This is a genomic window from Pannonibacter sp. Q-1, from assembly GCF_054073275.1.
This window is the reverse complement of record NZ_JBSXNB010000001.1, coordinates 25987-43593: the sequence shown is the minus strand read 5'-3', so window position 1 is coordinate 43593 and position 17607 is coordinate 25987. Positions and strand designations below refer to the sequence as shown.

19 protein-coding genes are annotated in these 17607 nt (G+C 64.4%); 5 read left to right on the top strand and 14 right to left on the bottom strand.

Features of this window, described 5'->3' with window-relative positions; translation table 11 throughout:
* Positions 1 to 63 precede the first annotated feature (63 nt).
* The 4 genes from ACVNHC_RS00210 to ACVNHC_RS00195 all read right to left on the bottom strand — a co-directional run bounded on the left by ACVNHC_RS00210 (position 64) and on the right by ACVNHC_RS00195 (position 3575).
* Positions 64 to 510 (bottom strand): pseudoazurin, encoded by a 447-nt coding sequence (locus ACVNHC_RS00210; protein ID WP_457166124.1) that lies wholly within the window; start codon positions 508 to 510, stop codon positions 64 to 66.
* A gap of 25 nt (positions 511 to 535) precedes the next feature.
* Positions 536 to 1327, bottom strand: a complete 792-nt coding sequence (locus tag ACVNHC_RS00205) for an ABC transporter ATP-binding protein (protein ID WP_123193841.1) — start codon at positions 1325 to 1327, stop codon at positions 536 to 538.
* Complete coding sequence (locus tag ACVNHC_RS00200; RefSeq protein WP_457166123.1) at positions 1324 to 2367, bottom strand: FecCD family ABC transporter permease; 1044 nt, start codon at positions 2365 to 2367, stop codon at positions 1324 to 1326. The genes ACVNHC_RS00205 and ACVNHC_RS00200 overlap by 4 nt, the downstream gene beginning before the upstream one ends.
* Before the next feature lie 83 nt (positions 2368 to 2450).
* Positions 2451 to 3575, bottom strand: coding sequence for an ABC transporter substrate-binding protein (locus ACVNHC_RS00195; protein ID WP_457166122.1), 1125 nt, complete (start codon positions 3573 to 3575; stop codon positions 2451 to 2453).
* Positions 3576 to 3776: 201 nt separating this feature from the next.
* On the opposite strand from ACVNHC_RS00195, the gene ACVNHC_RS00190 reads away from it, so the two are divergent.
* From ACVNHC_RS00190 to ACVNHC_RS00175, 4 genes are all read left to right on the top strand, one after another.
* Entirely contained in the window at positions 3777 to 4226 is a 450-nt protein-coding gene (locus ACVNHC_RS00190) for a c-type cytochrome (RefSeq protein WP_050471065.1), read from the top strand.
* A gap of 31 nt (positions 4227 to 4257) precedes the next feature.
* Positions 4258 to 5175 (top strand): cytochrome c, encoded by a 918-nt coding sequence (locus ACVNHC_RS00185; RefSeq protein ID WP_058900396.1) that lies wholly within the window; start codon positions 4258 to 4260, stop codon positions 5173 to 5175.
* Positions 5176 to 5259: 84 nt separating this feature from the next.
* Entirely contained in the window at positions 5260 to 5943 is a 684-nt protein-coding gene (locus tag ACVNHC_RS00180) for a Crp/Fnr family transcriptional regulator (RefSeq protein WP_058900395.1), read from the top strand.
* 135 nt (positions 5944 to 6078) lie between these two features.
* A complete protein-coding gene (locus ACVNHC_RS00175; RefSeq protein WP_050471068.1) occupies positions 6079 to 6279 on the top strand; it encodes a YgaP family membrane protein in 201 nt (66 codons plus the stop codon).
* A gap of 75 nt (positions 6280 to 6354) precedes the next feature.
* On the opposite strand, the gene ACVNHC_RS00170 is transcribed toward ACVNHC_RS00175, so the two are convergent.
* The 7 genes from ACVNHC_RS00170 to ACVNHC_RS00140 form a co-directional block, all read right to left on the bottom strand.
* Positions 6355 to 6702 carry a hypothetical protein gene (locus ACVNHC_RS00170; protein WP_157757193.1) on the bottom strand — a complete coding sequence of 116 codons (348 nt, stop codon included), beginning with the start codon at positions 6700 to 6702 and terminating at the stop codon, positions 6355 to 6357.
* 164 nt (positions 6703 to 6866) lie between these two features.
* Complete coding sequence (locus tag ACVNHC_RS00165; RefSeq protein WP_457166121.1) at positions 6867 to 8075, bottom strand: ABC transporter permease; 1209 nt, start codon at positions 8073 to 8075, stop codon at positions 6867 to 6869.
* 3 nt (positions 8076 to 8078) lie between these two features.
* Positions 8079 to 9221, bottom strand: a complete 1143-nt coding sequence (locus ACVNHC_RS00160) for an ABC transporter permease (RefSeq protein WP_457166483.1) — start codon at positions 9219 to 9221, stop codon at positions 8079 to 8081.
* A complete protein-coding gene (locus tag ACVNHC_RS00155; protein ID WP_457166120.1) occupies positions 9221 to 9934 on the bottom strand; it encodes an ABC transporter ATP-binding protein in 714 nt (237 codons plus the stop codon). Before ACVNHC_RS00155 ends, ACVNHC_RS00160 begins: the two co-directional genes overlap by 1 nt.
* A complete protein-coding gene (locus ACVNHC_RS00150) occupies positions 9931 to 10995 on the bottom strand; it encodes an efflux RND transporter periplasmic adaptor subunit (protein ID WP_457166119.1) in 1065 nt (354 codons plus the stop codon). The genes ACVNHC_RS00155 and ACVNHC_RS00150 overlap by 4 nt, the downstream gene beginning before the upstream one ends.
* Before the next feature lie 91 nt (positions 10996 to 11086).
* Positions 11087 to 12142 (bottom strand): helix-turn-helix domain-containing protein, encoded by a 1056-nt coding sequence (locus ACVNHC_RS00145; protein ID WP_457166118.1) that lies wholly within the window; start codon positions 12140 to 12142, stop codon positions 11087 to 11089.
* 143 nt (positions 12143 to 12285) lie between these two features.
* Positions 12286 to 14367 (bottom strand): S9 family peptidase, encoded by a 2082-nt coding sequence (locus ACVNHC_RS00140; protein ID WP_457166117.1) that lies wholly within the window; start codon positions 14365 to 14367, stop codon positions 12286 to 12288.
* Between the two features lie 194 nt (positions 14368 to 14561).
* Between ACVNHC_RS00140 and ACVNHC_RS00135 the strand changes: the two genes are divergently transcribed.
* Positions 14562 to 14951, top strand: a complete 390-nt coding sequence (locus tag ACVNHC_RS00135) for a hypothetical protein (protein ID WP_050471076.1) — start codon at positions 14562 to 14564, stop codon at positions 14949 to 14951.
* A 46-nt stretch (positions 14952 to 14997) separates the two neighbouring features.
* On the opposite strand, the gene ACVNHC_RS00130 is transcribed toward ACVNHC_RS00135, so the two are convergent.
* The 3 genes from ACVNHC_RS00130 to ACVNHC_RS00120 all read right to left on the bottom strand — a co-directional run bounded on the left by ACVNHC_RS00130 (position 14998) and on the right by ACVNHC_RS00120 (position 17596).
* On the bottom strand, positions 14998 to 15879 hold the full coding sequence (locus tag ACVNHC_RS00130; RefSeq protein ID WP_122519629.1) for an NAD(P)-dependent oxidoreductase: 882 nt from the start codon (positions 15877 to 15879) through the stop codon (positions 14998 to 15000).
* A 173-nt stretch (positions 15880 to 16052) separates the two neighbouring features.
* Positions 16053 to 16886 (bottom strand): ABC transporter permease, encoded by an 834-nt coding sequence (locus ACVNHC_RS00125; protein ID WP_457166116.1) that lies wholly within the window; start codon positions 16884 to 16886, stop codon positions 16053 to 16055.
* Positions 16883 to 17596: an ABC transporter permease gene (locus ACVNHC_RS00120; RefSeq protein WP_050471079.1), complete on the bottom strand. Its 714-nt coding sequence runs from the start codon at positions 17594 to 17596 to the stop codon at positions 16883 to 16885. The genes ACVNHC_RS00125 and ACVNHC_RS00120 overlap by 4 nt, the downstream gene beginning before the upstream one ends.
* Positions 17597 to 17607 lie beyond the last annotated feature (11 nt).

Sequence of the window (17607 nt, the reverse complement as noted above, 5' to 3'; positions counted from 1 at the left end):
GCTGGCAGGTGAGCCGGAGCCTAGCGATTGATGGCAGACTTGGCGAGTGGCCCGAAAGGAGGTTTATTTCACCTGCGCCAGAAGTTCATCCAGCCGCTCACCCTTCATGACCAGCTTGGAGCGGAGCTTGGCGGCCTTCTGGTCCAGATCGGCGCGGTTGACGGCTTCTCCGGCCTGGATCATGCCGATCATGCTCATCATCAGATGCGGCGGGCAGTAATAGAGATAGACGCCGGGCTGGCTGATGGTGACGGTGGTCTTCTCATCCAGCGGTGTGTTCCAGGCCGCAACGCCTTCCGGGGCCACGTAGGAGCGGACATTGTGGCCCGAATTCGTGGGAATGAAGGTGACCGTGTCGCCCACCTCAACCTGCAGGAACGAAGGCTCGAACACCATGCTGCCTTCGGTTCCGTAGTTCAGCATCTTCACCTCGTGATCGGCAGCCGAAGCACTGAACGGTGTGAGGCAGAGGGTGATGGCCAGAAGGGCGTTGCGGGTCGTGAGCTTCATGCTGTGTTTCCTGAGGTTCAAGGGGTCAGGGGTGGAGTGTCGCGGGCATTGACCGCAAGGGGCGGACGACGGGGGCGCCGGCGCTGTCGGTGAGGATTTCCACATCGACGCCATAGGTGCGGCTGATGAGATCGGCCTTCAGCACTTCGGCTGGGCTGCCTGCGGCTTTCAGCTCGCCATCGCCGATCAGGATCAACTGGTCGGCATATTGGGCGGCAAGGCTGAGGTCATGCAGGATCAGGATGCTGATGCGGTTGCGGGCGCGGGTCTCGCGGTGGACGATATCCAGCAGCTTCTGCTGATGGTGCATGTCGAGCGCGCTGACGGGTTCGTCCAGCAAGAGGATGCCGGGATCGCGCAGCAGCACCTGCGCAAACAGCGCCAGTTGCCGCTGGCCGCCGCTGAGCGAGAGAATGTCGTGGCTGGCCAGATGCGCAATCCCTGCCGCCTCCATGGTGGTGACCGCGGCATGGAGCGTTGCGTCATCTACATGGAAGGAGAGTTCATCCATCCGGCCCAGCAGCACCACTTCCAGCGCCGTGAGGGAGGCTTCAAGAGCGGTGTCCTGCGGCATGTAGCCGATGGCCTTGCGCCAGTGGCGCAGGGTTTCGCGGGTGAGTTGTCTCTCTCCATGGGCGATGCGGCCCGTCTGCGGCCAGAACTCGCCGAAGAGCGCGCGCAGCAGCGAGGATTTGCCCGCGCCGTTGGGACCGAGGATGACATGCACCTTGCCCGGCTCGAAGCGCAGGGAAAGGTCACGGGCGACGCAGTGCTTGCCCCGGAAGAGGGTGATGTCCTGAAGGGTGAGATCGTTCATCGCCGCCGCGCCAGCATGATCCAGAAGAAGAAGGGCACGCCGACCATGGCGGTGACGATGCCGACCGGAAACAGGGCGCCGGGAATGACCACCTTGGAGATGACAGAAGCCATGGACAGGAAGGCAGCGCCTGCCACCATCGACATGGGCAGGAAGAAGCGCTGATCCTCGCCCACCAGCAGCCGCGCCACATGCGGGGCGACAAGGCCGACGAAGCCGATGATGCCGACGAAGCTGATGGCGGTGGAGGTCATCAGCGCGGTCAGCGTCAGCGTGGTGACGCGCAGATGCGTGAGGTTGACGCCAAGGCTCTGCGCCCGCGCCTCACCCAGACGCAGGGCAGTGAGCTTCCAGGCATCGCGGAACAGCAGCGTCACGCAGAAGACGGTCACGCCGAGGGTGATCCAGAGGCTGGTCCAGGTGGTCTTGGTCAGGCTGCCGAACAGCCAGAACAGGATCTGCTGGCCGACTTCCGGCGAGGCAATGAACTGTAGCAGCGACAAAAGCGACTGGAACAGGAACAGAAGCGCAATGCCTGCGAGCACCAGCATGGTGGAGGATATGCGCGCAAAGGCCGCCAGCGCGAAGAGGAAGGCGGCGGCCAGCATGGAGAAGAAGAAGGCCCCCAGGGGCACCGCTATGGCCGGATGCAGGCCGAAGCCGCCGGTGAAGATGCTGAAGGCGGCGCCAAGCCCGGCCGCGGCAGCAAGGCCGAGCGTGTAGGGGCTGGCCATGGGATTGTTCAGCAGGGTCTGGATTTCCGCCCCGCCCGCACCCAGCGCGCAGCCGACGACAAGGGCCATCAACGCCATGGGCAGGCGCAGGCTGTTGACGATGGTCACGGTCATGCTGTCCGTGCCTTCCAGCCGCAGGAGGCCGGCCAGCACATCGGCGGGGCTGAGCATGGACGGGCCGGTGCCGATGTCGAGCACCAGGGTCACGCAGCAGAAGAGGGTGAGGCCGAAAAGCAGGCGCCAGCGCCGCCGTTCCCGGTGGCGCTGGCTTGCAATGGCGGTCGCAACATGAGTTGTGCCGGTCACTGGTTTTCAAAGTCCCTGAAAGAGGCAGCAGGCATGCTCGCGCCCGGAAACGCAAGGGTCCCGGGCGCTGGCAGATGCGGTGCTTATTCCTTGATGGCGAGGGTGAAGGTGCCCTCGGGCGCCACCGGCAGGTACTTCTTGTAGAAGTCCTTGTAGGTCTCTTCCGGGTTCAGGTCGGTGAAGAGGTCCGGGTAGAGCACCTTGGCGAAGAACTGCAGCATGGCGTGGTCAGCCAGCGTGCGCGAGGCACCCTGATAGACGCCATAGAAGCGGCCGTCCTGCACGGCGGGAAGCTGATCCCAGCCGGCGCGGGCGGTGAAGCCCTGCAGACGCTCAAGCGCTTCAGCCTTGGTCACGTCCTCGCCCATGAGCATGGAGGTCGGGTTCTTGCGCGATTCGGTACCGGCAATGACTATCACGTCCGGCTTGGAGGCCAGAACCTGCTCCGGGTTGATCGGGCCCCACCATTCGACGAAGGGGGCTGCGATGTTGTCGCCGCCGGCCGCAGTGGCCATGGCGCCCCACATGTTCTTGCCATAGGTGAAGCTGTGCTCGGCCGGGCCCTTGTTGCCGAACTCGATATAGATCTTCGGCTGCGGCTTGCCTGCATCGGCGATGCGCTTGGTAATGAGGTCGGCGGTCGCCTTGTACTCGCCGGAGATCTCAGCGGCGCGGTCTTCCTCGCCGGTGATCAGGCCGAGAACGCGGGCGCTGTCCAGATGGCGCTCCACCGTCTGGGCGTTGAAGTCGACGACGGCGATGGGGATGCCTGCCTCTTCGATGCGGTCGGCATCAAGGCCGAGGCCCTTGTACTGCCAGTCGGCCAGAACGACTATGTCCGGCTTCAGTTCCAGCACCTTTTCGACGGAGAAGGTCTGAGCTTCGACTTCGCCCACATCCGGCAGGGCATCGAGGGAGGGACGGTGCTTGACGTAGCGGGTCCAGGACGCCGGACGCCAGCCTTCCCAGGCTTCACGCGAGATACCGACAACGTTGTCGTAGGAGGCTTCGCCGCCAACGGCCATGTAGTCTTCGAAGTAGAAGCCGAGCAGAACGCGCTTGGACGGCAGGTCCGCCTTGACCTCACGGCCGATCACATCGGTGAAGGTTTTTTCTTCCGCAAAGGCGCCGGTGGTCAGGCTGGTGGCGGCGGCAAGGCCCAGCAGACCCGCGAGGGTGCCGGTTCTCAAGTGCTTGAAAATGCGCATGGACTACTCCCGATTGAGGATGCGCCCGTTTATCAAACTTGATAAAAAGAGTCAACTTTAAAGCCTCCCTGTCCGTAGTCCTCCGTAGTTTTGTGTGGATCAGCAGCTCTCACGCGTCCGTGATTTCAGTTTTGCGGCGCAGTCGGGTCTGAATGGGCGCACCGGCCAGTGACGCGGCCGGCTCTTTTGAGGGAGACTTTGATGCGCAAATATTTTGTGGCCGGCGCCTTGCTGGCCGTAACCCTGACTGCGGCATCGGCTGCCGGTGACCCTGTCGCGACCCGCAAGGCCATCATGCAGTCCGTGGCTGCCAATGCCGGTCTTGCCGGTGCGATGATGAAGGGTGACATTGCCTACAGCCCGGCAGCGGGCAAGGCGGCGATCGCTTCGATGAATGCAGCCGCCAATGCTCTTGGTGCGTTCTATCCCGATGGCACGCAGAATGCGGAAGGCTCTTCCGCCAGCCCGAAGATCTGGGAAGATGCAGCTGGCTTTGAAGCTGCACTTGCCAAATTTTCCGAGGTTACGGGCGCTGCAGCTCAGGCCTCCGGCAAGGATGGCCCGGCCGATGTGGAGGCCTTCAAGACCGCGATGGGGCCGGTGATGGCCAGTTGCCGGTCCTGCCATGAGGCCTACCGGGTGCAGAGATAAGAGATAAGCAAGACGTGGAAGGCGTGGTCCGATGCTGAAGAAACTGGCTCTTGCCGGTGCCCTCGTACTGGGGGCGGGTGGATTGGGTTTCTGGGCTCTGACTGCGCCCGCCTCGATTGAGCCCGTGCGGCTCGCAGCCCTGCCGGAGGGCAATGCCGGGCGGGGGGAAGCGATGTTCTGGGCGGGAGGCTGCGCCTCCTGCCACGCCGCGCCGGGCGCATCGGGGCTGGACAAGCTGAAGCTGGGCGGCGGATTGCGGCTGGAAACACCCTTCGGCGTTTTCGTTGCCCCGAACATCTCGCCGGACATTGAAACGGGCATCGGCAGCTGGACGCTGCCGGACTTTGCCAATGCCATGTTGGCCGGAATTTCGCCCGAGGGCGAGCATTACTACCCCGCCTTTCCTTACACATCCTATGCCCGCATGAAGGATCAGGACATCTCCGATCTCTTCGCCTTCCTGAAGACGCTGGAGCCGGTGCAGGGTGTTGCGCCCGGCCATGAGCTTGCCTTTCCCTTCACCCTGCGGCGGGGACTGGGGCTGTGGAAGCTCATGTATCTCGATCCGGGTCCGGCCGTGGTGCTGCAGAGGATCGACGAGCAGCTGCAGCGCGGCCAGTATCTGGTGGAAGGGCCCGGCCACTGCGGCGAATGCCACACGCCCCGGGACATGGCGGGTGGCCTGAAGCTGGATCAATGGCTTGCGGGGGCAAAGGCGCCGGTTGGCGAAGGCCGGATTCCCAATATCACCGGCGGTGAAAGGGGCATCGGCGACTGGTCTGTCTCGGATATTGCCTATTACCTCGAAAGCGGCTTCACGCCTTCCTATGACTCCGTTGGCGGGGAAATGGTGGCCGTGCAGGAGAACATGGCCCGGCTGACGGCGGAAGACCGGGAGGCCATTGCCGCCTATCTGAAGGCCATTCCCGCCCACGCGCAGGGCCAGTAGGCGAAAGGCCGCAGTCTTCCTCTCTGGCCTGTCCCCGTCCACTGCCGCTAGAGTGGTTGCAGTCATACCGGGTGGAGCAGGGGCATGAGCGGACAGATTGCGGGCCGCAGTTTTGAGGAGGCGCTGCGCCTGATGGGGCTTTCGGAGCTCTCCGAGGCCGGGCGCCGGACTGTTGAACAGGCCCTGCGGCAGATGGCCATTCCGGCTGGAACCGAAGTCTTTGCGCCCGGACAGGCCTGTCCGGGCTGGCTGGTGCTCACCTCCGGCAGCATCCGCGTGCTGATGACATCCGATACAGGCCGGGAAATCCTCCTGTACCGCGTTGCGCCGGGTGAGAGCTGTGTGCTGACCACATCCTGCCTGCTGGGTGAAGAGCCTTATGCCGCGTCGGGCATCACCGAAACGGCCTGCCAGGCCTTCATGATCCCGGCCGGGGTGGTGGCGCGGCTGCTCGACAGCGAGCCCATGTTCCGCAGGCGCATCTTTCAGGGCTTCAGCCTCCGCCTTGCCAGCATTCTGCGGAAGATGGAAGACACCATGTTTCACCGGCTGGACGCGCGGCTGGCGCGGCTGCTGCTGGAGCTGGCCGGAGACGGGGCAGCCATTCACCTGACACAGGCTGCCCTTGCGGCAGAAACCGGCAGTGCCCGCGAGGTAATCGCCCGGCTGCTGGGGCGCTGGGCCGAGGCCGGTCATATTGCGCAGGGGCGTGGTGAAGTGCAGTTGCTCAACCCCGCAGCGCTGCGCCGGATCGCGGATACCGGCTGACCAGTTGAGGCACTACGTGCAACTACGTTGCCGGGCTTTGTTTGTGACCATGTCACAGACGGGGTGTCCCACTGGCGCTAGGGTCGTCTCACCGTCCGGACAGTCCGGACAAGCCTTGAGCCAAGGGGACGGGATATGACTGTGAACATGGGAACCCTCGACCGGGCCATCCGCTTCCTGGTCGGGATTGCACTGATTGGTTTCGCGCTTTTCGGCCCGGCTGACATCAGCTGGAAGTGGATTGGCTGGTTCGGCGTCATTCCGGTCGTTGTCGCACTGGTTGGCTGGTGCCCTGCCTATACGCTGTTCGGGATCAAGACCTGCAGGGCAAACTGACCCCCTGCATTGATCCCGCAGACCGGAAGCCGGAGCAGCCCCATGCTCCGGCTTTCTTGCGTCTAGAGGATGTCTTTACAGCCGCTTGCATTCCCGCGAATAGACGAAGTCGATATAGCCGCTCATCACGTTGAGGAAGGCTTGGCATTCCTGTTCGGTTCTGAAACAGCCTTCGCGGCTGACCGGGCGCGTCTGGCCTGTATCCGGCCAGACCTGACCACCGATCAGGCCGCGCCAGACGCCTGCCGTCTGATTGGCGGCTTTCAGCGGACGGCAGTCATAAGCCGTGCCATAGGTCTCCGGGACGTCCCCCGGGGTGCGGGTCGGGGACAGCAGAAGATGCTCCAGAAAACTGCCCTGCGCCATGGCAGCCGATTGCCCGATCACGAGGACCAGTGCGGCGAGCGTGGATCTGTTCAACATTTTCATGACTTCTCCAAACATGAGGCAATCTGCCGGCCGCTGCGATGATGCAGCCAGGGCGGGCACCTGCCGGGCTCAGCTCAGCCTTATGGAAGGTTATGGGAAGCGTAAACGCAAATGGGAAGAAGCTTCTGCGACATTTGTGCTGTTTCTGACGATCCTGTTCAATTGATCTGCCGCAGCGCCTTGTGCAGGGGGAGGCGGGCTGCGGCCAGCGCCGGGAGGGCGCCGCCTGCAAGGCCGAGGGCGAGGCCGAGAAGGCCGCAGGTGAGCATCACATGGCTATCGACGGAAAGTTCAAAGGCAAGGCGGGTGTTGCTGCCAGCGGACGTGCTGGCCTGCCAGCCGTTGAAGGCAAGCCATGAGCCGAAGACGCCGATGGCGGTGCCGAGCCCCGCAAGGCAGATGGCCTCGATCCAGACTGCGAGGAAGGCGGGCAGACGGGCAAAGCCGAGGGCCCGCAGCGTGGCCATTTCGCCGGAGCGGCTGGAGACGGCGCTGAACATGGTGTTGAGCACGCCCGCCGCCGCCCCCAGCGCCATCAGCCCGGCAACTGGCCAGCCAAACAGGCGGATGAGATCTGCCGTGCGGGCCGACTGGCCGGAATAGAGCTGTGCTTCGGTGAGAGCTGTGAGTGCTGGTCCGGGCAGAGACGAGAGTTTCTCCTGCAAGGGTGCGAGGCCGTCCGGTTCAGTCAGCAGAAGCCGCAGGCTCTGGACGTCTCCCGGGCGGTTGAAGGCGGCCTGCACGGCTTCAAGGCTGGTCCAGAGTTCCGATTCAAAGGCACTGCCGCCTGCGCTGAACAGTCCGGTGACGGTCCATTCCATGCCGGAAAGCCTGATCTTGCTGCCCGGTGCAAGACCGGACATGCTGCGGGCGAGACTTTCGCCCGCCACCAGTTCCCGCGCGCTGGACGAGAACATCCGCCCTGCGGTCAGCCTCACATCCGGCCGGGCTGGAAGGCCTTCAGCATCCATGCCGCGCAGGGCAAGGGTGGCTTCCTGCCCGTCCGGCCGTGTCAGGCTGGCGGGCATGATCAGTTCGCGGGAGACAAGCGGTGTGCCGGATGGCGTCCTGCTGATGCCGAAATCATCCCGCGACGCGAGCAGCGTACGGATGGCATCGGCGGATATGCTGGAGCCGGTCTCCTGCACCTGCGTGCCGCCGAGAACCACGGCGGTAAGCGGTGAGCCGGTGCCCTTGAGCGTTTTCTCGAAACCGGCGGCCATGGCAAGAAAGCCTGCAAGAACGCTGACGGCAAGAGCAGCGGAGAGCACCATGGAGAGGGCGAGCGCTGCCCGGCGCGGCAGGCTGAGAAGGCTGCTGCGCAAGAGGGCATGCATCTGGCGGAAGAGGGAAGCTGCGGCGGACATGGGTTACCTCGTGCGGAAGGCGGCAATGACGGGAATGCGCATGGCGCTCCATGCGGGAAGAAGGCCGGTGAGAAGGGCAAGGCCTGCCATGAGCAGCAAGGCTTCGCCGATGACGGCACCGGTGAGCGCCAGCCCCAGAACGGGTGGGCCGAACATGGCGGCAAGGCCGGTGAGGCTGAGGCCAATGGCGCCGCCAAGGGCAAAGATGAAGCCTGTCTCGCCGAGGATCAGCAGGGCGATGCGCGAGGGCGGAACTCCAAGGGCCTTCAACACGCCGGTCTCAAAGCGCCTTTCCCGCACGGCAAAGACCATGGTGTTGGTGATGATCATCAACAGGGTGATGAAGGCAGCGGAGGTGACGAGGCCGGTAATCAGCTTCACATCGGCAAACTGGCGCAGGAAGGCTTCCAGAAACTGCTTTTCCGATTGGGTTCGGGTTGGCGCAGGCGAGTTGGCGAACTGTGCATCAATCGCGGCGGCCAGCGCGCTGGCGCTGGTGTCCGGTTCGGGGCGGATGGCGAAGACATCAGCTGTGTCTGAGTCACTGGCGCGCAGGGCGTTGATGTAATCGTACCGGGCAATCGCAAAATAGGTGTCGGTGCTGGCCGACGCGCCGTCGAAGATGCCCGCGATGCGGAAGCGCCAGATCCGGCTGCCATCCTTCTGCGCCATGGTGAAGGCGGCGACGGCAACGCTGTCCCCCACGGCCCAGCCTTGCGCCTGCGCCAGAGCGCGGCCTGCCAGAAGGGTATCGCGGCTCTCGCTGAGGCTGGCGGTGAGGGCAGGCGTCAGCCCCAGCTCCGGGCCGTTGACGGCGGCAGCACGAGCAGGATCCACTGCCGCGACCGCGATGACATTGGTTTCCCGGTCCAGAAAGCCGCGCAACCGGGCCACATGGGACACGGCGGCAACGCCGGGCTCTGCTTCCAGACGGGGCAGATATGAGAGCGGCAGCGGCTGGGCGGGACCGGCGGCGGACATGACACCAAGGAGGTCATCACTGGCCGCCGAACTGCCTTGCGAGCCGGCCAGAAAGCTGGCGGTGAGGCCGTGGATCAGGAAGGCGATGGCCACGCTGAAGACGAGCAGGGCAAGGCGCAGCGGCGTGCGGGCGGCGTTCTTGCGGGCAAGGCGGAGCCAGGTCATCACGCGGCCCTCCGCTCTTCAAGGAGGCTGCCCTTGTCGAGATGCAGGATGCGCCTTGCGCTGGCGGCGGCCAGAGGATCGTGGGTGACCATGAGGATGGTCTTGCCCAGTTCCGCATTCAGCACGCGCAGCATGGCCAGAATGTCATCGGCGGATTTGCGGTCGAGGTCGCCGGTCGGTTCATCGCAGAGGATCAGCTCCGGATCGGAGACGATGGCACGGGCAATGCCGGTGCGCTGCTGCTGGCCGCCGGAAAGCTGGGAGGGCCGGTGGCGGGCGTGGCCGGACAGGCCCACGAGCTCCAGCACCATCATCACCCGCTCGCGCCGCATGCGGGCAGAGAGCGGTTTCAGCAGCAAGGGCAGCTCCACATTCTCCGCCACCGTCAGCATGGGCAGCAGATTGTAGAACTGGAAGACGATGCCGAGATGATGCGCGCGCCAGCTGGTGCGGGCGGCCTCACCCATCTGGTCCAGCCGGGCCCGGCCAATGCGGATTTCACCCCGGCCGGGATGATCTATGCCGGCCAGAAGGTTGAGCAAGGTGGATTTGCCGGAGCCCGAGGGCCCCATGATCGCGGCAAAATCCCCTTTCGGAAAGGTGAGGTTCAGGCCGGAGAACACTGGCAGTCTGCTGCCGCCAGCGGGGTAGGATTTTTCAAGGCCCTGAAGGCTTATGAAAGCGGCGTCTTCCTGTGGTGCGGGTTGTGTCATCGGGGCGTTGCTCCGGCTGTCTGTGTGGTGGAGGGAAGGCTGATGCGGATGCGTGCGGCCATGCCGGGGCGCAGGGGCACCGGTGGGTCGAGCGGGGTGAAACGCAGGCTGAAGGTGCCCTTGGCCGGGCTCGCCTCGGGCGCGGCCAGTGTCATTCGCACGGGGAAGGGCGCGCCGGGGGCGGCATCAAGTTCTGCCTCAGCCTCAAGGCCGGGTGTGAGACCGGCGATGCTGCGCTCGGCCACATCCGCCTCGATGACGAGGCTGTCCATGCGGGTGAGGGTGAGCAGGCTCTCTGCCTCGCGGATGCTGTCGGATCGGTCGAGGATCATGGCGCCGGGGCGGGCATTGAGCTGCGTGACCGTTCCGGCAAAAGGCGCGCGGATGGTCAGGGCCTCTACCCGTTCGGCAGCGATGGCGGCGGAAATCCGGGCTTCCTCAATGGCCGCACTGGCCAGATCAACGCTGCTGGCGGCTGTCCGGGCGGCGGTGGCGGCGTTTTCCAGCGCGCTTTGGGACAGGCTGCCGCGGGCGGCGAGTGCTTCGGCGCGGCGAAGATCGGCGTTCGCCTGGGAGAGGGTAATCTGGCGTGCCGTCAGCGTCAGCTCCGCGGTTCGCAGCCGTGCGTGTGCCTGATCCTGTGCAAGACGGGCGGCGGGGTCGGCGAGCACGGCCAGCACATCCCCGGCCCGGACTTCAGACCCGAGCGTGACGTTGACGCTTTCGATCCGCCCCTCGTAGCGGGCAAAGACAGGGACGGATTGCAGGGCAATGACATGGCCCGAGCCGGTGATCTCCCGCGACAGGGGAGCCGGTGGGAGAGGCGGCGGTATGGCCGCCTGCTGCTGCGCAACTGCGGTTGCGGCAGGGATTGAGGCCGTGCCGGTGAGCTCGGTTGCCCCAATGGCAAGGGCGGCGCTGCCGAGGCCGGTCAGCAGAAGCCATGTGGGGGAAAGACGCGGCTTGCGCTGCGGCTGTTCCGTGCCGGGCGCGGGACCGGGGAGGGAGAGAGACCGCAGCGTCCCGGCGAGCTGGCGGTTCTGGTCTGTCAGGGTTGTCATGAGCCCAGACTGGCGCCGTCAGGTCATAGGCTCGACCTTGATCATGATCCGGGAGGGTGCAGATCGTGATCGAGGACCTGCAAGGAGAGTTTCAGGCCGAGCCAGTCTTTTGCTGGCGCCACTCCACCGGGCTCAGGCCGGTCACGCGGCGGAATTCACGGTTGAAGTTGGACTTTGTCTGGAAACCGGCCTCGAACATGATGGCCGTCACCGGCTTGTCCGTGCTTTGGAGAAGCTGGCAGGCCTCTGCGATGCGGAACTCGTTGACATATTGCGAGACGTTCTTGCTGGTGGTGCGGTTGATCGCGCCGGAGATCTGCCGGGCGGGAATGCCGGCGCGCCGGGCCAGCCGGTCCAGCGTGAGATTGGCGTCCCGGTAAAGCGTGCGGGCCTGCATCAGGGCTTCGATGTTTGCCATCACCTCACGGTCGGCTGCGGCGGTGTCTGCGGCTGGTTCTGCTGCTTCTGGAGCCGGGGCTTCATCCGGAAGGCCCCTGTCTGCTGTGGAGGATTCAACCGGCGTGCGGCTGGCGGCAGAAGCTGCGATGGCGAGAATGATGAGCACGCCGATGTTGCCGCCGGTGATGACGCCAAGCGCATGCCGGCCATCAAGCCAGACGAAATCCAGGGCAAGGTAGATATCTACCAGCGCGGACAGGATCAGTCCGGCAGCGGCAAAGAGAATGGCCTTGTGGGCGCGGGACGCATCCTCGAAGGCGGCAAGCCGCAGGGCATCCGTGCCCTGGCGCATGAGCCGCAGGATCGCGGCCGCATAGCCGAGAAAGATGGCGACCAGCGTGACATCGATAGCCATGGGCAGAACGGCGAGCATCAGTGCCACAAGCACCGCCGGGGCGCTGTGCAGGACAAGGCGCTGGAAGTGGGACAGCGTGCTCCGGCGCACCAGCCGGGCGACGCCGCAATAAGCCAGTGGCGGAACCAGAGCGGCGGTGACAGGCAGGACATGCATGATGGCCGTGATGCCATAGCCCCAGCGCAGGCCAATCAGGACAGATTGCACGGCCGCCAGAAGGATCAGGGCGAGGAACGGAATGTTGCGGCCTTCACCCCCGGACCGGCGCAGCGATCCGGCGAAGAGCATCAGCAGCACCATGGCTGCGGCAATGGGGAAGGGAATGAAGAGCATGGAGGGGATCACGCGGGGCCAGCAGAGCCCGCACTATGCCCGGCACGGCCGGTAATTTCGACCTGAAACACGTTTGAGGACGAAAGGTTTCAGGGGCAATCGGCACCGCCCCGGTGGTTGACCGGGGCGGTGCGGATGTTTCTTCAGGCCTTGCCGGTCAGCATCAGGGCGAAGGACTGGACGAGGGCGACTTCCTTGAGGCGGTCGAAGCGGCCGGATGCGCCGCCGTGGCCTGCGTCCATGTTGGTCTTCAGCATCAGCAGACTGTCGCCGGTCTTGCGCTCGCGCAGGCGCGCAACCCACTTGGCCGGTTCCCAATACGTAACGCGCGGATCCGTCAGGCCGCCGACGGCGAGGATGGCCGGATAGTCCTTCGCCGCCACGTTGTCATAGGGCGAGTAGGACGCGATCAGGTCATAGGCCTCTTTCGAAGCAATGGGGTTGCCCCACTCCGGCCATTCCGGCGGGGTGAGGGGCAGGGTGTCGTCGAGCATGGTGTTCAGCACATCGACGAAGGGCACCTCGGCGATGATGCCGCCGAACTTCTCCGGCGCCATGTTGGCGACCGCGCCCATCAGCATGCCGCCGGCAGAGCCACCCTGCGCGACGATGCGGTCATGGGCGGTGAAGCCTTCCTTCACAAGATGCACCGCTGCGGCGATGAAATCGGTGAAGGTGCTGGTCTTGAACTCGCGGCGGCCCTTTTTGTACCAGGCGTAGCCCTTGTCCTTGCCGCCGCGGATATGGGCGATGGCATAGATGAAGCCCCGGTCCACCAGCGACAGGCTGGTGGTGCTGAAGCTGGCCGGGATGGAGATGCCGTAGGAGCCATAGCCATAGAGCAGGCAGGGCGCGGAGCCGTCCAGCGGCGTGTCCTTGCGGTAGAGGATCGACACCGGCACCAGCTCCCCATCCGGGGCAGGCGCCATCAGGCGGCGGGTGATGTAGTCATCCGGATTGTGGCCGGAGGGCACTTCCTGCTCCTTGCGCAAGGTGCGCTGGCGCGTTTCCACGTCATAGTCATAGACCCGCGCGGGCGTGGTCATGGACGAATAGGTGAAGCGGATGATGTTCGTGTCGAACTCGTAACCATCGGCAAGACCCAGCGAATAGGCTTCCTCGGCAAAGGCAATCGGGTGTTCGAGGTGGTCCGCCAGCCGGTGGATGATGATGCGCGGCAGGCCCTCGGCCCGCTCCAGCCGCACCATGAAATCCTTGTAGAGCGTGTGCGAGAGGATCAGCCGGCCAGCCTCATGCGGGATGAAGTCACGCCAGTTCTCCCGGCCGGGCGTCTCCACCGGAGCGGTGACGATCTTGAAGTCCTCGGCATCATCCGCATTGGTGAGGATGTAGAAGGTGCCGCCGTTTTCCTCGACCGAATATTCGATGCCTGTATCGCGCGCCGCGATCAGGCGCGGGGCGGCGAGCGGCTGGTCTGCCGGGATGACGTGGACTTCCGAGGTTTCGTGGTCGTGGATGTCGATCAGGATGTGGCTGTCCGACTGCGTCTTGCCAACGCCCATGAAGAAGCCGGCGTCTTCTTCCTCAAAAACCAGCACATCAGCGGATGGATCAGTGCCGATCTCGTGGCGGAAGAGCTTCGACGGGCGGTGGTTGGCATCAAGGCGCACGTAGAAGAGATAGCGTCCGCAGGCGGAAAAGACGCCGCCGCCAGCGGTGTCCTCGATCCGGGTGGGCAGGTCCTTGCCGGTGCTGAGGTTGCGGATGAGCAGGGTGAAGAACTCCGAGCCCTTGTCATCAAAGGCCCAGGCCAGCCGGTCATGGGCGGGCGAGTGCATGGCACCGGCCATGCGGAAATAGGCCTTGCCTTCGGCTTCCTTGTCGCCATCGACGAGGATCTCCTGCGCGCCGCCACCAAGAGGCGAGCGGACAAGGCGCGGATGCTGGCCGCCGGTGACGTAGCTGACGCCATATTCGAACGGGCCGTCCGGCATCGGCACGGAACTGTCGTCTTCCTTGATCCGGCCCTTCATCTCGGCAAAGAGCTTGTCCTGAAGCTCTTTCGTCGGGGCCATGACCGTTTCCAGATAGGCGTTTTCCGCCTCCAGATAGGCGCGGATATCCGGTGCCAGCACGGACGGATCACGCATCACGTCCTGCCAGTTTTCGGCCCTCAGCCAGGCGTATTCGTCCTGGCGGGTGATGCCGTGAGCTTCGAGGGTGAGGGGGCGCGCTTCGGCGCGGGGGGGAAGTGTCTGTGTCATGGCGGGGAGGTAGGGTTTTTCCGGAAAGGAAGCAAGGGCGGGAACCGAATTCCAACCTTACCGCATGGCTGAACCGGCCGCAGCAATTTCGCTGCCGCGTTCACAGTGATTTCAGCGGGCGCGCCGCGTGAACCGGCTTGCAAGGCGCGGCGTATCTGGCAGCATCAGGATCTGGTTCAGAGGGGACGGGGCTGATGGAGCGGATTACCAAGCTTGCCCGTATTTCCGTGACGCGGGCCTGGGGCTTTTGCGGTCTCGCCATCCTGATGGTGATGATGGGCACGGCCTCGCATCCACCCTATTGCTTCACCTTCGGAGCGCTGGGCTGCGGCATCACCGGGCTGGTGATGGCGTGGTATGGCCTGACCTATCATCACCGGCGGCGGGTCGAGGATACCGAAGTGTGGATGCTGCTGGCCCCCGAAGACCGCCCGGCCAAGGCGGTTGCCCTGCCGCTTATCGCCACGGCGATGCGCGATGAGCTTCTGGAAAAGGCCTGGTACTCAGCGCGGCTCTGCGGGCTGTTTCTGGTGCTGGCCGGAGCGCTTCAAGGCGTGCGGCTGGTTCTGGGGCCGGCGGGGTGAAAGGCGGCGGCCCCAGAGTGGAGTGAAGCGGGTATTTGAAAAAGTCTCAGGCCTTGCCGGATTTTTCCAGCCGGGCGATGAGGCTGGAGGTGTCCCAGCGGTTGCCGCCCATGTCCTGCACTTCGCCGTAGAACTGATCCACCAGCGCGGTGACCGGCAGGCGGGCGCCGGTCTCACGTGCGGTGTCGAGCACTATGCCGAGATCCTTGCGCATCCAGTCCACGGCAAAGCCGAAGTCGAACTTGCCGTTCAGCATGGTCTCCCAGCGGTTTTCCATCTGCCAGGACTGGGCCGCACCGCCCCGGATGGCGGCGATGACGGCCGGAACGTCGAGGTCCGCCTTCTTGGCGAAGTGGATGGCTTCGGCAAGGCCCTGCACCAGACCGGCGATGCAGATCTGGTTGACCATCTTGGTGAGCTGGCCGGCACCCGGCGCGCCCATCAGGCCCACGAACTTGGCAAAGCACTCGATGACGGGCTTGGCGGCGTTGAAGTCTGCCTCCTCACCACCGCACATGACGGTGAGAATGCCCTTCTCCGCGCCCGCCTGACCGCCGGAAACGGGGGCATCGACGAAGCCGCAGCCGGCTGCCCTGGCGGCGGCATGGAGTTCGCGCGCGACTTCTGCGGAGGCGGTGGTGTGGTCGATGAAGATGGCGCCCTTCTTCATGCCGTGGAAGGCGCCGTCCGGGCCGGTGGTGACGGCGCGCAGGTCGTCGTCATTGCCGACGCAGGCGAGAACGAAGTCGCAGCCTTCGGCGGCCTGACGCGGGGTGGCGGCGGATTTGCCGCCGTGGTCAGCCACCCACTTGTCTGCCTTGGCTGCGGTGCGGTTATAGACGGTGACCTTGTGGCCGCCGCGCGAGGCAAGGTAACCGGCCATGGGATAGCCCATGACGCCCAGACCAATGAATGCAACTTTTGCCATGCCAGAACTCCCGGTAAGCGGACTGTTGCGTTTTGCTCGCACAGCCGCGCGCCGGGTGCAACGGATAATACCAGCTCTCAATGCGCTTGCTTCATTGAGAGCTGGTCAAGCGCGTGCGGTGCTGAGCGATATCAAGGCGTGGTGCGTCAGCCTCTCAATGCCTTGGCATGACGTCAGGCGTTGCGGCGCAGATGGCGGGTCAGGCGCCGCTCCATCAGGTCCCAGGCGCGGCGAATGAGTTCCACCGCGATGAGATAGGCAACTGCCGCCCAGATATAGGCCTGAAAGTCGAAACTGCGCGAAAACGCCCGGTTTGCCTCGCCCATGATGTCGTAGATGGTGACGATGGAGGAAATTGCGGAACCCTTGAGCAGCAGGATGATCTCGTTGCCATAGGGACGCAGGGCCACGATCAGCGCTTGCGGCAGGATGACCTTGAAGAAGGTCACGCCACGGGAAAGCCCGAGCGAGAAGGCGCCCTCCCACTGGCCCTTCGGCATGGACTGGACGGCGCCGCGCAGGATCTCGGCCTGATAGGCGGCGGTGTTGAGCGCGAAGGTCAGGAGCACGCAGTTCCAAGCGTCACGGAAGAACCACCATAGGCCGACCGTGTCCAGGGCGCTGCGGAAGGAGCCAAGGCCGTAATAGATCAGGAAAACCTGCGCCAGCAGCGGGGTGCCGCGGAAGAAATAGACATAGGCATTGCCGAGTGACCGGACGGCTGAGTTCTTTGCGGAACAGGCCAGAGCCAGCGGCACGGAAAGCGCGGCGCCAATGAGGAAGGAGTAGATCGTCAGCTTCAGCGTCACCACCGCGCCGGTGACATATTTCGGCAGATACTGGCTGGCGAAGGTGCTGAAGAGGTTCTGGCCGAGGTAAAGGGCGAGACCAATGCCGCTGACGATCCAGAAGGCCATGAGCACATGGCCGGTGATGCGTGCGGCCGTCCAGGGGCGCCGGGCGGGCAGGGGCGGGCGGCTGATGGCGGGGGCGGCGGTCTGGCTCATCGGGCCATCTCCGCGCGCTTGGCCCAGCCTTCGGTGCGGCGCAGGACCAGGGAGGACAGAATCGCCAGCATCAGATAGATGAGGCAGGCGAGACTGTAGAAGAAGAAGGCTTCCTTGGTGTTGCGGGCGGCAATGCCGGTCTGGCGCATCACATCGACAAGACCGACAGCCGACACGAGCGATGTTTCCTTGAGAAGGATCAGCCAGAGATTGGTCAGGCCCGGCAGGGCAAGGCGGATCAGTTGCGGCATGACCACGAGGCGGAAGGTCTGGAAACGGCTGAGGCCAAGCGCCTTGCCGCCCTCATACTGGCCCTGCGGGATGCCGAGGAAGGCGGAGTGGAACACTTCGCTGGAATAGGCAGAGAACACCAGCGCCAGCGCGATCATGCCGGCGAGGAAGCTGTTCACCTCGATGGAGATGCCATAACCCATGCGCTCGGACAGGGTTTTGATGGCGATCTGGAAGCCGAAATAGACGAGGAACAGCGTCAGCAGCTCCGGCAGACCGCGGAAAATCGTGGTGTAGATCGTGCTGGCAAGCTGCAGGGACGGCTCGGGCGATTTCTTGCCCAGGGCAATGATGAAGCCCAGCACCAGCCCGAAGGGCAGGGTGGACAATGCAAGGCTGACCGTGATGAACAGGCCGCCGAGAAGTTCATCACCCCATCCTGTGGGGCCGAATGCAAGAAGTTCCAGATATTTGTCCATCAGCTGCCCGG

Bases quoted from the DNA above. Each gene is read 5' to 3' on its own strand.
- ACVNHC_RS00210 (WP_457166124.1), bottom strand. From the start codon at position 510: ATGAAGCTCACGACCCGCAACGCCCTTCTGGCCATCACCCTCTGCCTC.
- ACVNHC_RS00205 (WP_123193841.1), bottom strand. From the start codon at position 1,327: ATGAACGATCTCACCCTTCAGGACATCACCCTCTTCCGGGGCAAGCAC.
- ACVNHC_RS00195 (WP_457166122.1), bottom strand. From the start codon at position 3,575: ATGCGCATTTTCAAGCACTTGAGAACCGGCACCCTCGCGGGTCTGCTG.
- ACVNHC_RS00190 (WP_050471065.1), top strand. From the start codon at position 3,777: ATGCGCAAATATTTTGTGGCCGGCGCCTTGCTGGCCGTAACCCTGACT.
- ACVNHC_RS00185 (WP_058900396.1), top strand. From the start codon at position 4,258: ATGCTGAAGAAACTGGCTCTTGCCGGTGCCCTCGTACTGGGGGCGGGT.
- ACVNHC_RS00180 (WP_058900395.1), top strand. From the start codon at position 5,260: ATGAGCGGACAGATTGCGGGCCGCAGTTTTGAGGAGGCGCTGCGCCTG.
- ACVNHC_RS00175 (WP_050471068.1), top strand. From the start codon at position 6,079: ATGACTGTGAACATGGGAACCCTCGACCGGGCCATCCGCTTCCTGGTC.
- ACVNHC_RS00170 (WP_157757193.1), bottom strand. From the start codon at position 6,702: ATGTTGAACAGATCCACGCTCGCCGCACTGGTCCTCGTGATCGGGCAA.
- ACVNHC_RS00165 (WP_457166121.1), bottom strand. From the start codon at position 8,075: ATGTCCGCCGCAGCTTCCCTCTTCCGCCAGATGCATGCCCTCTTGCGC.
- ACVNHC_RS00160 (WP_457166483.1), bottom strand. From the start codon at position 9,221: ATGACCTGGCTCCGCCTTGCCCGCAAGAACGCCGCCCGCACGCCGCTG.
- ACVNHC_RS00155 (WP_457166120.1), bottom strand. From the start codon at position 9,934: ATGACACAACCCGCACCACAGGAAGACGCCGCTTTCATAAGCCTTCAG.
- ACVNHC_RS00150 (WP_457166119.1), bottom strand. From the start codon at position 10,995: ATGACAACCCTGACAGACCAGAACCGCCAGCTCGCCGGGACGCTGCGG.
- ACVNHC_RS00145 (WP_457166118.1), bottom strand. From the start codon at position 12,142: ATGCTCTTCATTCCCTTCCCCATTGCCGCAGCCATGGTGCTGCTGATG.
- ACVNHC_RS00140 (WP_457166117.1), bottom strand. From the start codon at position 14,367: ATGACACAGACACTTCCCCCCCGCGCCGAAGCGCGCCCCCTCACCCTC.
- ACVNHC_RS00135 (WP_050471076.1), top strand. From the start codon at position 14,562: ATGGAGCGGATTACCAAGCTTGCCCGTATTTCCGTGACGCGGGCCTGG.
- ACVNHC_RS00130 (WP_122519629.1), bottom strand. From the start codon at position 15,879: ATGGCAAAAGTTGCATTCATTGGTCTGGGCGTCATGGGCTATCCCATG.
- ACVNHC_RS00125 (WP_457166116.1), bottom strand. From the start codon at position 16,886: ATGAGCCAGACCGCCGCCCCCGCCATCAGCCGCCCGCCCCTGCCCGCC.
- ACVNHC_RS00120 (WP_050471079.1), bottom strand. From the start codon at position 17,596: ATGGACAAATATCTGGAACTTCTTGCATTCGGCCCCACAGGATGGGGT.